The sequence below is a fragment of the Larkinella fluvii genome (assembly GCF_051857545.1).
Taxonomy (GTDB): Bacteria; Bacteroidota; Bacteroidia; order Cytophagales; family Spirosomataceae; genus Larkinella.
Genome location: NZ_JBPZHB010000001.1, coordinates 292,107 through 309,077, shown reverse-complemented (window position 1 = coordinate 309,077; position 16,971 = coordinate 292,107). Strand labels below are relative to the sequence as shown.

Here is a 16,971-nt window from a genome sequence, read left to right as displayed (position 1 = left end):
CCCATGAAAAAACCGTCTTTTATCTTTATAAAATCCATTAATACAACCAATTCCGGCTTAAAACATGATTATATTAAGGTGATTATGGATAACCGGATACTAAGTTAAAGTAACTTCAAGTTTTGCGGCCCAATTTTTGTTAACTATCTTTCCAAAATATTAAGATTCTTCTATTTGTCCCGCTTTCTGCCTGAGGTGCCTATTGGTATTTATTAACTCATCTTTCTATGCTCAACTCCTTTACTTCACGTACCTGTGCTGCTCTGATATTGTCTGTATTCCTGTCGCTGACCGGGTATGGGCAAGTGGGAATAAATATGGAAGACAAGGACTATATCAACTCCGTTACCCCTGCTCCGAATCCCGCTGTCAGTTTCAAAGCCGCCACCAATTTGGTCTTCGATAAGGCCGGCAACCTGTATGTTGCGTGCCGGTATGGACTGGTCTACCGGGTCAAAAGGGGCGAGACCAAAGCCACGGTTATTCTGGATATTCAGGAAGAAGTAGCGGGGTATGGCGATCATGGCCTGCTAGGGTTTACACTGGACCGCGATTTTTTAACGAATGGCCGGTTTTTCGTCTATTACACCGTCGATATCTACTGGTACGATAATGTCGGCAAGCCGGATTATCAGCCCAATAAATCAACGGATAATGTGGCAACCATCGGGCGGCTGGTCCGGTATACGGTCAATCCCAACAATGAGTACAAGGTCGATCCGGCCAGCCGGAAAATCCTGATTGGCGAAACCCTGGAGGACGGGATTCCGGTGGTTACCGCTTCGCACGCCGGCGGTGGGCTAACCACCGGAACCGATGGCAGTATTCTGCTGGGCACGGGCGATGCCGCCAGCTTTGTGGAGGTCGACATCGGCTGTAACAATACGACCTGGTATCTACAGGCCATCGACCGAAAAATCATTAAAACCATTCCGTCGGACGGATACGGGGGCTGTAACACCTATAGCCCGGATCGACTTACGGAGAACATCGGTGCTTATCGCTCACAGGCGCTGTTTTCACTTTGCGGTAAAATTCTGCGAATCAATCCGGAAAACGGAGAAGGGTACCCTTCAAATCCCTTTTACAAAGGCGCCGGTTCGGACCTGAAACTGGCCCAGAACCGGGTGTATGCGCTTGGTTTCCGGCAAGCCTTTAAAATGTCGGTACGGCCCAATACGGGCAATCCTGATCCATCCAGCGGCAATCCGGGCGTTCTCTACGTCGGCGATGTGGGCTTTTCGTCCTGGGAAGAGCTGAATGTGGTGTCGGCACCGGGCCAGAATTTTGGCTGGCCCTACTATGAAGGCCACGCTCAGGGCCGAATCGGTTATTGGAAAACGGAAGTTTTCAAACCGGCCAACCCCATCAAGCCCCGGATTCAGTACCGGGAAAATAAGAACACGGAAATCATTCAGGGCAACACCGTCGTTAGCGCCGACAAACGGCCGCTCGAAGGAAACTGCATCATCGGTGGAGTCTGGCACGAAGGTGGCGGAAATTACCCGAAAGAATTTCAGGACACGTATTACTTTGCCGATTACGGAACCGGCTGGATTGCGGGTGCCAAATTTGGGCATGACGAAAATCCGGAAGCGGGCAGCCTCTTCAAAATGGCCACGAAAATGACCGTTACGCCCTTCTCGGAACGGATTGTGGGCATGGCATTCAACCCCTACGACCGGAACATTTACTACGTTACACTGGGCGAAAAATCGCTGGTTCGTCAGTTTGCCTTTACCACCAACCAACCGCCAACGGCCGTCATCACCCAGGATAAAACGTTTGGTAACAGTCCATTGGTCGTTAATTTCTCCGCCAATGATTCGTATGACCCGGAAGGAACCGATCTGAGCTACGAATGGAACTTTGGCGATGGCAGTTCCAAGAACCTGACCAAAAACCCGCCGGCCAAAACCTTCACCTTTGGCGGCCAGAAGTCCTACAACGTTTCGCTGAAAGTGACGGATGCGCAGGGAAAAAGCAACACCACACAGACGGTTATTTCGCTCAACAACACACCCCCGACCATTCAAACCACCAGTGTCGACGGCTACAACTCGATTTCGCTGCCGCAGACGATCAATCTGAATGCGACGGCGACGGACAGCCAGACCCCGGCGGACCAGTTGAAATACCAATGGAACGTGTATCTCTACCACAATGACCACCGGCATTCAGTCTCTATCTTCAATGGCCCAACCGGAACAGTTACCCTGACGGAAGGCGACTGTGACGGCGAGGCCAGCTACTGGTATGGCCTGGTTCTGGACGTTACCGACGGGGGTGGTCTGACAACAACATACACCAAATACGTTTACCTGAACTGTTCGGGTCAGCAACAATCCATCACCTTTGATCCGATTGGCGACAAGGTTCCCACCGCCCCGACATTCAGGCCCCCGGTTTCGGCCACTTCCGGTTTGCCCATTTCCCTGTATGTGGCCGATGGCCCCGCCGTCATCGAAAATGGCCAGGTCCGGTTAACGGGCGGGATTGGCCGGGTAACGATCCGGGCCACCCAACACGGAAACGGTCAGTACAAATACGCGCAGCCGGTCGAGCGGTCTTTTATGGTGACCAACAATGCGCCTTCGACGCCGGATACACAGAACCCTTCGGCCCCCTCTGGTCTGGCTGTTTCCAACATCACCGCCACATCCCTGCAACTGAACTGGAACGCGTCTACGGATAATGTGGGCGTAACCGGCTATGATGTCTACCAGGGCGGTACAAAAATCAATACCAACCTGGTCTCGGGTACTACGTTTGCCGTTACGGGACTGAGCCCCAGCACCGCTTACGCCTTCCATGTGGTAGCGCGGGATGCCGCATCAAACAGTTCAGGCAACAGCAACACCGCCAATGCAACCACCGCGGCCGCGCCGTCCGGCAACCAGCCTCCGGTGGTTCCCGGCACGCTTTCGCTCAATGCGGCCACGCTGAATGTCCTTTATACGTCCAATGCGCTGCCAGCCTTTACCGATCCGGAAGGCGATGCGTTGACCCATTCGCTGGCGGGTTTACCCGGAACGTTGAATTTCAATACGGCCAACCGAACCATCACGGGCACCCCAACCGCTACCGGAACCTATTCGCTCACGTATTCGGCCTCGGATAACCAGCACCCGGCGGTGACGACCCTCGTCACGCTGACGGTCAATGGAACAGCCACCATTCCGACTGCGAACCTGGACGGGTATCTGACACAGGAAGTCAATTGCAGCACGCTTTCGGGCTGGGCCTGGGACCGTACGACGCCCAATGCCCCCGTTACGATCGAGTTTTTTGAGGGGGCTTCCATTGCCGCCGGTACTCCGCTGGGGTCTGTTGTGGCTAACGTCTTCCAGCAACATTTGAAAGATGCGGGCAAAGGAAACGGCGAACACTGGTACAACTTCCCAATCCCGGAAAGCGTTAAGACCAGCACGAACCGCACCATCTGGGCGCGGGTACAGAATTCAGGGTTCATTCTCAAGTGGGCACCTAAAACCATCAATTGTGCCGGTAGCGGAACACCACCCGCCAACCTGCCACCCACCCCGCCTTCGGTATCGTCTTTGTCGGCTTTCGTCAACACGCCCTTTACCTCCGCAGCCCTGGCCGCATTCACCGACCCCGAAAGCACCCCCCTGACCTATGAACTCCAGGGACTGCCCCAAAACCTGACCTTCAATGCCTCGACACGGGTCATCAACGGGACACCGGCCACCACCGGCACGTTTAGCCTGACCTATGCTGCCACCGATCAGCCGGGGGCTAAAACCAGCGTTGTCTTTTCGCTCATCATCAGCGAAACCAACAACCCGCCGGCCAATGTACCACCGGCCGCGCCGACGGTTTCACCCCTCTCGGCAACCGTCAACGCGGCTTATTCAATAACGCTACCGGTTTTCACGGATACCGATCCGCTCAGCTATACCCTCACCGGATTGCCGTCGGGACTCGGTTTCAACGCCGGCACCCGCGTCATTTCCGGAACCCCTACGCAGCAGGGTACGTTCTCACTGACGTACGCAGCCAACGATGGAAAAGTCACTGAAAGCACAACCATCAGCCTGGCCGTAGCCGCCGGAACCGGCAATCCGCCCCCGGTGGTCACCGGCAGCTTCGAAGGCTATCTCGATGTGGTCAACTGCTCCACTTTTTCCGGCTGGATCTGGGACCGCGATAAACCGAACACGCCCATTACCATCGAGTTTATGGACGGGCCAACCGTGGCCGGTTCAACGGTGATCGACCAGACGGTAGCCAATATTTTCCGGCAGGACCTGAAAAATGCCAACAAAGGTAATGGCGCTCACGGCTACAGCTTTGTGGTGCCGGAACGGCTCAAGGACAACCAGACGCACACGATCTGGGCGCGGGTGGTCGGGTCGGAGTTTATTCTCAAGTGGGCTCCCAAAACGATTACCTGTGTCGGAACCGGAACGCCACCCGCCAATGCGGCCCCGGTGGCCCCGGCGGTTTCGCCCCTGTCGGCGACGGTGAACGTGGGATTCACGGCCAGCGCGCTGCCGGTTTTCACGGATGCCGAGAACGATGCACTGACCTACACGCTGACGGGCTTACCCGACAACCTGTCGTTTGATGCCAATACGCGCGTGATTTCCGGAACGCCGACGCAACAGGGAACATTCTCACTGACGTATTCGGCGAAGGACAGCCAGCATGCCCCGGTGCCGACCACGCTGACACTGACCGTCAACGCGGGAGGAGGCACGCCACCGGCCAACGTTCCTCCGGCGGCTCCGGCGGTTTCGCCCCTGTCGGCCACCGTCAATGTCGCCTATTCGTCTACCCTACCGGCTTTCACCGATACCGATCCGCTTTCTTACACCCTCACCGGATTGCCATCGGGACTCGGTTTCAATGCCGGCACCCGCGTCATTTCCGGAACACCCACGCAACAGGGAACCTTCTCGCTGACGTATGCCGCCAACGATGGAAAAGTCACGGAAAGCATGACCATTGCGTTAACCGTTGCGGCAGGCGGCACCACGCCCCCACCACCGGCTCCGGCGGCTAATTTCGACGGGTATCTGGCGAAGGAGGTCAGTTGCAGCACAATTTCGGGTTGGGCCTGGGAACGAGCCAAAGGCAATGCGGTGGTCACGGTCGAGTTCTTCGTCGGCGCTTCGATTACCAACGGTACGTCACTAGGATCCATTCCCGCCGATGTTTTCAAACAGCACCTGCTGGATGCCGGCAAAGGAAACGGGATACACTGGTTTGATTTCCCGATGCCGGAAAGCATCAAAAATGGCCAGAACCAGACCATTTGGGCGCGGGTGGTCGGGTCCGAGTTTACCCTGAAAGATTCGCCCAAAATCATCAATTGTGCGGGAAGCGGAACACCGCCAGCGAATGCAGCTCCGGTGGCTCCCGCGAGCATCTCACCCCTGTCGGCCACCATCAGCGTTGCCTTCACGGCCAGTGCATTGCCCGCCTTCACCGATGCCGAAAACGATCCGTTGACCTACACCCTGACGGGTTTGCCCAACGGCGTCAACTTCGATGCCGGAACCCGGGTCATCTCCGGAACACCGACCGTCAGCGGCACCTTTACACTGACTTATTCGGCCAAAGACAGCCAGCACGCCCCGGTTTCCACCACGCTCACCCTGACGGTCAATACCGGTGGAGGCACGACTCCGCCCCCCACCAGTGGCGGCAGCGGCCCGGGCAATTACGAAGGGTACCTCGATGTGGTCAATTGCAGCAGCATTCAGGGCTGGATTTGGGATCGAAACCGCCCCAATACTCCGATTGCGCTTGAATTCCTGGATGGAAACACCGTAGTGGGTGCGGTCGATGCCAATATTTTCCGGCAGGATCTCAAGAACGCTGGAAAAGGCAACGGGATTCACGGGTATAACTTCACGGTGCCGGCTTCGCTCAAGGATGGGCAAAATCACTCGATCAGTGGCCGGGTGCCGGGGGGTAATTTCACCCTGAAATGGTCGCCCAAAATCCTGAATTGCCCGAATGGCAGTCGGCTGGGAACAGACGAGCGCGTCGAGTTAAGCATGGAACTCACGGTTAGCCCGAACCCCAGCCGGGGAAAGGTCGAAATCAGGTATCTGGTGGAAGCGGATCGCTGGGCTGATTTGCAGGTGGTGGACATGATGGGTCGTTCGATCTGGCAAAAACCCACCATCGGCACGGGCAAAGTGGAGCGCGAAACCGTCGATCTGAGTTCGGATGGAGCCAATTTGTACTTAATTCAGTTGCAGACTGCCAAGCAGATTGTTACCAGACGCTTGCTGATTAGCCGCTAAAGAATCAGCTTACTGCTAAAGTAAAGAACCCGCCGGTGCAAACCGGCGGGTTCTTTACTTTAGCATCGTTTTTGTTTTCAATAACCGCTCATATGGTTTTCTGCCAGACCTGGTAGGCATGGAAATAATCCGGTAACGATACCGCTTGCTCGAAAATACCGTAAATAGTGGAGCCCGAACCACTCATACTGGCATAGATAGCCCCCGCTTGGTATAGTTCTTGTTTCACTGTATTCAGAATCGGATAGACCGGAAAAAGGCTGGTTTCAAAATCATTCCGGATGGTATTTCGCCAGGTTCCAACCGGATTTTGCAACAACGCACGCAGCGATGCAAGGGGTTTTTGGGGTCGAACCCTGGCGTAGGCTTCGGCGGTTGAAATGGCCAGATTGGGATACACCAGTACGACGGTATACCCGCGGAGTGATACGTCAATATCCTGAAAGCGATCCCCCTTTTCGAAGCAATACAAGGGTCGATTCTGAATAAAAAACGCACAATCGCTGCCTAACTGCCGTGCATACGTTTCTAATTGCTCTATTGACAAGGCCAGGTTGAACTGCTCGTTCAGCAGACGCAGCGTAAAGGCGGCATCGGCCGAACCTCCGCCCAGACCTGCCCCGATCGGGATGAGTTTGTGCAAATACATCTGAACGGGTGGCAACTCAAAATCAACCTTTAGACGTTCGTAGGCCCGCAGACAAAGATTGGAAGCGGGGTCGCCCGGAATGTCGGTTCCACTGATTTCAAACGACGTTTTCGAAGCCGGAATGATTTCCAGCAGGTCATTCAGCGGAACCGGATAGAAGCACGATTCGAGATTATGAAAGCCGTCCGGCCGTTTCTCCGTGATCTGCAAACCGATGTTAATTTTGGCATTGGGGAAGAGTATCATTCAAAAGAGAGTATGACCTTTTAATAATTTAATCAAAGCAATTGACGCGCATCTATGTTACCGGTATTCTGATTATCAAAACATTAAGTTTACCGCTTAGTAAATTAGATTTCTACTAACATTGGACTTATTTGGATTTTTCTTATATTTCCATCCAGTTTCTCATCTGAAATTTTGAATTTCAGTGCCTAAATATACAGTACTTAGCGCTGCTAACTCCTTTTTATCGCCCTGAATGGATTTTTCCCATCTCATTTTATCCCAATTGTGAAGCACGATCTGCGCTGAATGACAACACTTAAGTAAATTTTAATGTATGACAAACCTCTGTACTAAACTCAACAACTTACTCCTGGCCCTTACACTGGTTACTGTTTTCATCTCGAACGGTTACAGCCAGTATAAGCCCGGCTTTTCAGAAGAAGTTTACGCCAGTGATCTGTCTGGTGCTGTTGGCTTCACTTTCGACAAAAACGGGGCCATGTACGTGTGGGGAATTGATGGCCGGATTACCCGGGTAGATCCCCAGACGAAGCAGAAAACGCAATTACTGGATATATCATCTGAAATAGGACGATATGATGATTACGGGTTGCTGGGGATGACGCTTGACAACAACTTTCTGACCAATGGCCGGTTTTATTTATTCTATGTCATCAAATATGCTTCCGTTAAATGGCAGGGGACCTACGCCCGGGTTACCCGCTACGAAGCCAACAAAGATGACGGTTTTAAATCGATCAAAGCCAATAGCCGTAAGGTACTGATTGGCGAACCTGACCCCAATAACCCGAGTAAAGGCGTTCCCGGCGACTGTATTCCGCTGACTTCCAGCTCACATGCCGGGGGTGGCATTACAATGGGCGAAGATGGCTCGCTGCTAATTCCAACCGGTGACGGAGCCGCGCCAGCCTTCGACCAGGGATCGTATTCTGAATCGTATTACAGCCAATCGATTCAGAACGGGTTTATCACGGCTGCGGAAAACATCGGCAGCTACCGTTCTCAGGTTGATTTTTCGTTGTCTGGTAAGATTCTTCGGATCAATCCGGAAAATGGCGACGGCATGCCGGGCAATCCCGACTATAACCCCAGTGCTCCGCGTTCGATCAAAAGCCGGATTTTTGCTTCCGGTCTTCGCCAGCCGTTTCGGTCTTCGGTTCGCCCCAACACGGGAAGTGGCGACATCAACGCCGGAAATCCGGGTGCCTTGTATGTGGGTGACGTTGGCTTTACGGACTGGGAAGAAATCAACGTGGTGAAGAAAGGTGCCAATTTCGGCTGGCCTTTTGAAGAAGGCCAATATGCTTCCAAGCGCGCCTACAACAAAACGGAATACAAACCGGCGGGTGTAACGTTTACCAAACCGGTGATTGCCTGGCGTTCAGGACCCGGGCAGGTGAACAACAACGGAACCCTGACCAATGTCAATGCAACACCAGCCAGCCTTTTGCCGGGCTATTGCGCCATTGGCGGTAGTTGGCATCCCGGTGGCGGAAACTACCCGGCCGAATACCAGAACTCGTATTATTTTGCCGATTTTAACGGGGGGTGGATTTCCAAAATGGCTTTCGACAGCGACAATCAGCCGCAACCGGCAACGCTGACCAAATTGCTGGATGGGGGTAGCTCGTACCAGTACATCACCTGCATCGCATTCAATCCGGCCGACAAAAACATGTATTACCTGCGCTATCCGGAGGATGGGGGAGAGCGCGTGCGCCGGGTCATTTACAACGGAGCGGCCGGTGGTAGCCCGCCGGTGGCCATCATTCTGTCGGATAAAAGCAATGGATCAAGCCCCCTGACGGTTAAATTTACCGGGAACACATCCTACGATCCGGAAGGAAAGGCTCTGACCTACGCCTGGGATTTTGGCGACAATACCAGCAGCACCTCTGCCAACCCGGAACATACTTTTACCACCACCTCAACCTCAACTACCTACACCGTCAAGCTGACGGTTACGGATCCTGACGGAAAAAGCCATCAGACCACCAAAGCAATCACCGTCAGTAGTGCCAATAATTCGGCACCGGTTATTGTCAGCACCAGTATCGATGGGCTGACCCAAATGAACCTGGATGAAATCCGGAACATTAACCTGTCGGCGGTGATCACCGATGAAACCCCCGCCAATCAGTTGAGCTACAAATGGACGGTTTCGTTATTTCACAACGATCACCAGCACGATGACTTTGTAACCACCAGCCAGACCTCTTCGGCTTCCCTGCCTCCGATTGGTTGCGATGGAACCCTGACTTTCTGGTACGGCGTGAAACTGGAAGTGACGGATGCGGGTGGCCTGAAAACGGAAACGATTCGGTATATCTATCCCGATTGTGCCGGAACATCACAAACCATTACACTCAACGACATTGCCGACCGGGCTCCTAATTCTGCGGCCTTCACGCCGGCAGCCTCTGCTTCGTCGGGAAAACCCATTGTTTTCTACGTCATTGCCGGACCCGCAGTGATTGCGGAAGGCAAAGTGTTTCTAACGGGCCGCCTGGGCAAAGTAACCATTCGGGCCGCACAACACGGTGGAGACGGTTTTAAACCGGCCCGTCCGGTGGAGAAATCGTTCAATGTCGTCTCCGATGCCGCCGATAAGCAACCGCCAACGGCTCCGACATCTCTGGCACTCAGCAACATTACGCAGAATTCCATGCGGTTAACCTGGAATGCATCGACGGATAATGCCAGCGTAGCCAGTTATGAAGTGTATCGAAACAACGTTAAAATTGGCGACGTCAATTCCGGCACCAGTTATAACGCAACGGGACTGACGGCGGGTACGGAATATTATTTCTTCGTTCGGGCCATCGACCCGACCGGTAACGTGTCGGCCAATAGCAACACGGCAACGGGTACGACCACCGGAACCACAACGCCACCGGCGAATTCGCCACCAACGGCCCCATCAGTCGGTGCCTTGACGGCCACCGTTAACACGAGCTTTACGTCGAGCCAGCTCCCGCCGTTTAACGATGTGGACGGGGATGCCCTGACCTACACCTTAACCGGCCTGCCCGGTACGTTGAACTTCAATGCCAGCACCCGCGTCATCAGCGGCACGCCAACCCAGGCGACTTCCTACAATCTGACTTACAGCGCAACGGATGGCAAGAGCAGCGCAGTCAATACGACGGTTACGCTGACAGTCAATACAGCCGGCACCGGCAATCCGCCCCCAACAGTGACCGGAAACTTTGAAGGCTATCTGGATGTGGTCAATTGCAACACGATTTCGGGCTGGGTATTCAACTATGATAGTCCAAATGCGCCGTATACCGTCGAGTTTCTGGCCGCAACCGGTTCCAATCCGTCGATCGAATCGGCCACTTCATTCGGCACCACGGTGGCCAGTAACTTCCGCCAGGATTTGCTGAATGCCGGAAAGGGAAATGGCGCGCATGGCTACAGCTTTACGGTACCGAACAGCATCAAAACCAACCAGCAACAGACCATTTGGGGCCGTGTTCAGGGGTCAACGTACGTGCTGATGTGGTCGCCCAAAACCCTGACCTGCGAAGGAACCGGAACCCCCGTGAATCCGCCCCCGGTCAAACCATCGGTGTCACCCTTATCGGCCACGGTTAATGTCGTGTATAATTCCGGCCCGCTCCCGGCTTTTACGGATAGCGAACCGCTCACCTACACCATGACCGGCTTGCCCTCCGGGCTGAATTTCGATGGCGGAACCCGCGTGATCTCCGGAACGCCCACCCAGCAGGGAACCTTTACGATTACGTACTCAGCCGCCGACAGTCAGAATAAAACCGACCTTTCCATTACCCTGGTGGTAGCGCCTGGCGGAACACCCGTGAATCCGCCCCCGGTCAAACCCTCGGTATCAGCACTGGCGGCTACCATGAACGTACCCTATACGTATACCCTACCGGTTTTCACGGACAGCGAACCCCTGACTTATACCCTGACCGGTCTGCCTAACAACCTCACGTTCAACCCGTCGACCCGGGTGATTAGCGGAACACCGACGCAGCAGGGAACGTTTGCCCTGACGTATTCGGCCAGTGACAGTCAGTCAAAATCCGATCTGGCGATTTCGCTGGTGGTTTCGGCGGGTGGCGTGGTGACCGGAAACTTTGAAGGTTATCTGGATGGCGTCAATTGTTCGACGTTTTCGGGATGGGCCTGGGATCGCGACAAGCCCAATACACCAATCACGGTCGAGTTTCTGGATGGAGCCACGGCCGCAACCGCGGTGTCCATCGGTTCGATTTCGGCCGACATTTTCCGCCAGGATCTGAAAAATGCCAACAAAGGCAATGGCGCCCACGGTTACGTTTTCACCGTTCCCGAAAGTGTGAAGGACAACCAGACGCACACCATCTGGGGCCGGGTTCAGGGATCAACGTACGTGCTCATGTGGTCACCCAAAACGATCAATTGCGTCGGAACCGGAACGCCCCCCGTCAACGCGGCCCCGGTGGCCCCCGCGAGCATCGCGCCCCTGTCGGCCACCATCAATGCCGCCTTCACGGCCAGTGCGCTGCCGGTCTTTACCGATGCCGAAAACGATCCACTGACGTATACCCTGACGGGACTGCCCAACGGCGTCAACTTCGATGCCGGAACCCGGGTCATCTCCGGAACACCGACCGTCAGCGGCACCTTCGTCCTGACTTACTCAGCGAAAGACAGCCAGCATTCGCCGGTTCCGACCACCCTGACGCTGACGGTTGCCAATCCGTCGACACCTCCGCCAACTGGTGCGTATGAAGGGTTTCTGGATGTGATCAACTGCGACGGTGATATTTTTGGGTGGGTTTGGGATGCCAATCAACCCAACACACCGGTGAATATTGAAATCCGGGAGGATGACAACCTCATTGCAACCATAACCGCTTCGCTGGCCCGGCCTGACCTGGTCAGTGCAGGGAAAGGAAACGGACAACACGGTTATTCTTTCATTATTCCGGCAACACTGAAAAACGGGCAGAACCACAGCATTAGCATGCGGGTTCAGGGAACGTCGTACGAATTGATGGGCTCTCCGAAAACGCTCAACTGCCCCGGAGACGGAAGTCCACTCCCGAACGATCCAGCCAATCAGCCTCCAACCGGCCCGACTTTGGCGATTCAAAACCGCGAAATCGGCGTAGCGACAACGTATACCATTCCCGAGTTTACCGATCCCGAAGCAGGGGCGTTAACCTATGCGCTCAACGGTTCGGTTCCGGGTCTGACCTACTCGGCGGCAAGCCGTACGCTGAGTGGTTCGCCCACAACGCTCGGGACGTTCACGACCAGCCTGATTGTGACGGACCCCAAAGGAAAAACAGCCTCGGCTCTGCTGACCTTCGTCATCACGAATGCTGGCCCACCGGCCAACGTTCCTCCGGCAGCCCCGGCTGTTTCGCCCCTGTCGGCCACGGTCAACGTCGCCTATTCGTCTACCTTACCAGCTTTCACCGATACCGATCCCCTGACCTATACCCTCAACGGGTTGCCGTCGGGACTGGGTTTTAATACCGGAACCCGCGTCATTTCGGGAACACCTACGCAGCAGGGTACGTTCTCATTGACGTATGCCGCTAATGACGGAAAAGCCACGGAAGACATGACGATTACGCTGACCGTGGCTGCTGGCGGCACCGCGCCCCCACCGGCTCCGGCGGGCAATTTCGACGGATACCTGACCCAGGAAGTCAATTGCAATACGCTTTCTGGCTGGGCCTATGACCGCACCAGTGTCAACCGGGTAGTCACCGTCGAGTTCTTTGATGGTGCTTCGATTGCAACGGGTCGGCTCATCGGGTCGATTGCGGCCGATGTCTTTAAACAACACTTGAAAGACGCCGGCAAAGGAAACGGGGTACACTGGTACGACTTCCCCATACCGGAAGAGATCAAAGACGGCCAGAACCACACGATCTGGGCGCGGGTGCAGGGATCGGAATTTACCCTCAAGTGGGCTCCTAAAACCATCCGATGTGTCGGTTCCGGAACGCCATCGAATGCGGCTCCGGTAGCTCCGGCCGTTTCTGGTCTGTCGGCGACTCTCAATGTTGCCTTCACGGCCAGTCCGTTGCCGGCCTTTACTGATGCCGAAAACGATCCGCTGACCTATACCCTGACGGGATTGCCCAATGGCGTCAACTTCGATGTCAATACGCGTGTGATCTCCGGAACACCGACCGTCAGCGGCACCTTTACACTGACCTACGCAGCCAAGGACAGCCAGCACGCACCGGTTTCGACCACCCTGACGCTAACCGTCGGCGGAGGAGGAACCCCAACGAATGCGGCCCCGGTGGCCCCCGCGAGCATCTCTCCCCTGTCGGCCACCATCAGCGTCGCCTTCACGGCCAGCGCATTGCCCGCCTTCACCGATGCCGAAAACGATCCGTTGACCTACACCCTGACGGGTTTGCCCAACGGCGTCAACTTCGATGCCGGAACCCGGGTCATCTCCGGAACACCGACCGTCAGCGGCACCTTCACGCTGACTTATTCGGCCAAGGACAGCCAGAATTCGCCGGTTTCGACCACGCTCACCCTGACGGTCAATACCGGTGGAGGCACGACTCCGCCCCCCACCAGTGGCGGCAGCGGCCCGGGCAATTACGAAGGGTACCTCGATGTGGTCAATTGCAGCAGCATTCAGGGCTGGGTTTGGGATCGAAACCGCCCCAATACCCCGATTGCGCTTGAATTCCTGGATGGAAACACCGTAGTGGGCGCAGTCGATGCCAATATTTTCCGGCAGGATCTCAAGAACGCCGGAAAAGGCAACGGGATTCACGGGTATAACTTCACGGTGCCGGCTTCGCTCAAGGATGGGCAAAACCACTCGATCAGTGGCCGGGTGCCGGGGGGTAATTTCACCCTGAAATGGTCGCCCAAAATCCTGAACTGCCCGAATGGTGGCCGTGAGGGAGTTGCCACGGCGGAATTCACCTCCGATCTGTCGGTCAGTCCGAACCCCAGCAGCGGCCGGGTAGTCATCAGCTTCCGGCTGGCGGCTCAAAAAACCGCCCAACTGCAGGTGGTGGATGTGCTGGGCCGGGTTACGTGGCAACAGGCCGTCATTGGCAATGGTAAAGTGCAGCACCAAACAGTAGATTTGAGCCAGGGCGGAACCGGTCTTCACTTCGTCCAGTTGAAATCCGGCGAGCAGCAACTCATTAAACGCCTGCTGATTACGCAGTAAAAAATAATTTTGAGTATGAAAAGCCGCAGATCGTTCGTCTGCGGCTTTTTGTTTCCTGTCTTACGAACAACTGGTCGTCCGACCGCCTGGATGCCGCTTTCACTTGATCGACAACACTTTGAATTCGGTCCGGCGGTTTCGCTGGTGTTCGGCTTCCGTACAATTCACTTCATTGGTGCAATTGTTGAGCAGGACCGATTCGCCATAACCGGCCGCGACCATTCGTTTGCGGCTAATCCCTTTTGACGCCAGGTAACTGACCACCGAATTGGCCCGCTGCGCCGACAGATACCGGTTGTAAGCCGCATCGCCCCGGCTGTCGGTGTGGGATCGGAGTTCGACCGTGAGCAAGGGGTATTTCTGCATGGTGGCCACCAGCTTATCCAGTTCCCTGGACGCGTCCGACCGGATCGTCCATTTGTCGAGGTCATAATAAATGTTGTCCAACTGAACAATGTCGCCCACCCGAAGCATGTTCAAATCTGCCGACAGCACTTTGGTGGTAGCCCTGGGTGTCAGCTTCTTAATCCGGTTTGTATTCGTCCCATACCGTTCTTTTGAGGCACTGAGGGTATAGTCGCAGCCTTCAGTGAGTTCAAATTCATACCGGCCATCGGCGCCGGTGGTGATTTGCCGGATGGCGCCGTCGCAGTCGTTTTTCAAATTGACAGTGACGCCTTCGATCGGTTTCCGGTCTTTTTCGCTCATGACAATACCCCGCACTTTGGCTTTCTGAGAATCGACAATATCCCAGCCATCATTCGCCGGTAACGGTATATACTGCACGGTATCAATAATTTTCGGGGGTTGATTCAGCGCAATTTCCAGCCGGGAAGGCGAGTCGTCAGTGAGTGAGTTGGTTGAAAAACCAACCGTGCTGGTCACGTAGCTATCTTTGGAAGCCCGAAAAATAAAATCGTTGTTGGATTCCAGACACAACTGCACCAAACCATCTTTTTTGGTCACCACCGTTCGGTCTTTGCGCCCTTCGCCCCGGGCTTTTATGTCGATCAGCACACTGTCGATGGGCAATTTCGTCAGCTCGTCGTAAAACCGAAGCGTCAGGTTCCGGCATCCGTAGAGCGAGCTTTCCCGAACAAACCGGAAAATATCGTCGTTGCCTTTTTGCCGGTTGGTGCTGAAATAACCGCCTTTGCGGTTTCCGTCCGTAATCATTCCAAAATCATCCTGATCGGAATTGATCGGCGCATCAAGGTGCTCGACCGGCCCTACGGGCGCCCCATTGACGAGCGGAGCGTAGTAAATATCGAGTCCGCCCAGCCCTTTTCGGCCGTCGGAGGCAAAATACAGATTGCCCCTTTCGTCGATAAACGGAAACAAGTCATTGCCCTTTGTATTGATTTCCTTCCCCAGATTGACCGGTTTCGACCACTTTCCGTTTTCATTTCGGGCAACGTACAAATCCGTACCACCAACGCCCCCCGGCATATCGGACGCAAAGAACAGCAAGCGGTCGTCTTTGCTCAGGGCCGGATGTCCGACCGAGTAATCGTCGCTGTTGAACGGCAATTCCTGAATATTGATCCAGGTGCCATTTTGCTGAACGGCGGTATACAGTTTGAGGTTCGTCACACCTTCCGTGCTTTGGCGTACCCGCCGACCGTCGTAGTTATTTCGGGTAAAAACGACCTGATAGCCGTCGTTGAAAAACGTCACCGGGCCTTCGTGGTAGCGGCTGTTGAGCGACCGGCTGAAAGGCTGAATGGTTTTCGAAAACCGCAATCCCTCCGAAATATTGATGCCGCCATCGTATCCGCCAATGGTGCGGGAATCGTTGGCCGAAGCGCGGCTGCGCGAATTGCCGCCGGACCGTTGGGCTTTGCGGGCTTTTACCGACACCGGTTTTGAAACCGTGCCATCGGCTTTGATAAGTTGGGTGGCCTTCAATTGCTGCCGGTCCTGAACGTAAAAGAGGTCGAGGTAACTGCCTCCCCCGCCTTTTCCGGCCGTTTCGATGGCGGCATTTGCCTTTTTTCCGGACACGAACACCAGCCCGTCCCGGTAATACATCGGACTAAATTCAGCGTTCGAGGTGTTGAGCGCGAGGACTTCCAGCCGGTAGCGGGTTGGTGTTTTTTTGCCGATCACACCCGTCGCCGGGTCTAAAAACGGCGAGGATTCTGCCTGGACAGCTTTTTCTTTCAGTTTATTGTATTGATCATACTGCTTTTGCGATTCACTGTATTTCCCGTTGGCAGCGAGGGTTTGGGCATAGTGGAGGTAAGTTTCAATCTGGTTTCCACTCAATTCGGTAGCTGTCGTCAGCTCTTGGTAAGCCCGTTCTGCTTTTTTTAGATCACCCGCCAGTTGATAGGAATGCGCCAGATTAGCCTGTGCCGTCGTGCGTTGTTCAGCCGTCAATTTGTCCGGCAAATCGGCCAATAATTGGGTGTAAATCTCAATGGCCCGCCCGTAGGCTTTCAGCGTATACTGCCGGTTAGCCTGCTGCAACAGCGTATCGGATTGCGCATAGCCGACAGCCACCGCATAGAAAAACAATCCACAGGTGAACCAGAACTTACGCCAACGTTTCAAAATACAAGTGCCCATACTTGATCGTGCCAAAACCATTTACTATGCCAAAGCCGTTCTTT

Annotated in this window: 4 protein-coding genes; 2 read left to right on the top strand and 2 right to left on the bottom strand. The window is 54.7% G+C overall.

Annotated elements, in window-relative coordinates; all coding sequences use genetic code 11:
* Window positions 1-227: 227 nt before the first annotated feature.
* A complete protein-coding gene (locus ACS5NO_RS01365; protein WP_439413501.1) occupies window positions 228-6,281 on the top strand; it encodes a putative Ig domain-containing protein in 6,054 nt (2,017 codons plus the stop codon).
* Window positions 6,282-6,369: 88 nt separating this feature from the next.
* On the opposite strand, the gene ispE is transcribed toward ACS5NO_RS01365, so the two are convergent.
* Window positions 6,370-7,176, bottom strand: coding sequence for a 4-(cytidine 5'-diphospho)-2-C-methyl-D-erythritol kinase (gene ispE / locus ACS5NO_RS01360; protein WP_439413500.1), 807 nt, complete (start codon window positions 7,174-7,176; stop codon window positions 6,370-6,372).
* Between the two features lie 316 nt (window positions 7,177-7,492).
* Here ispE and ACS5NO_RS01355 point away from each other — a divergent pair, with 316 nt between their 5' ends.
* Window positions 7,493-14,356 (top strand): putative Ig domain-containing protein, encoded by a 6,864-nt coding sequence (locus ACS5NO_RS01355; protein WP_439413499.1) that lies wholly within the window; start codon window positions 7,493-7,495, stop codon window positions 14,354-14,356.
* 99 nt (window positions 14,357-14,455) lie between these two features.
* Here the strand turns inward: ACS5NO_RS01355 and ACS5NO_RS01350 are convergent, their stop codons facing one another.
* Window positions 14,456-16,912, bottom strand: coding sequence for an OmpA family protein (locus tag ACS5NO_RS01350; protein WP_439413498.1), 2,457 nt, complete (start codon window positions 16,910-16,912; stop codon window positions 14,456-14,458).
* Window positions 16,913-16,971 lie beyond the last annotated feature (59 nt).

Coding starts and splice junctions, on each gene's coding strand:
- ACS5NO_RS01365 (WP_439413501.1), top strand. CDS start 228: ATGCTCAACTCCTTTACTTCACGTACCTGTGCTGCTCTGATATTGTCT.
- ispE (WP_439413500.1), bottom strand. CDS start 7,176: ATGATACTCTTCCCCAATGCCAAAATTAACATCGGTTTGCAGATCACG.
- ACS5NO_RS01355 (WP_439413499.1), top strand. CDS start 7,493: ATGACAAACCTCTGTACTAAACTCAACAACTTACTCCTGGCCCTTACA.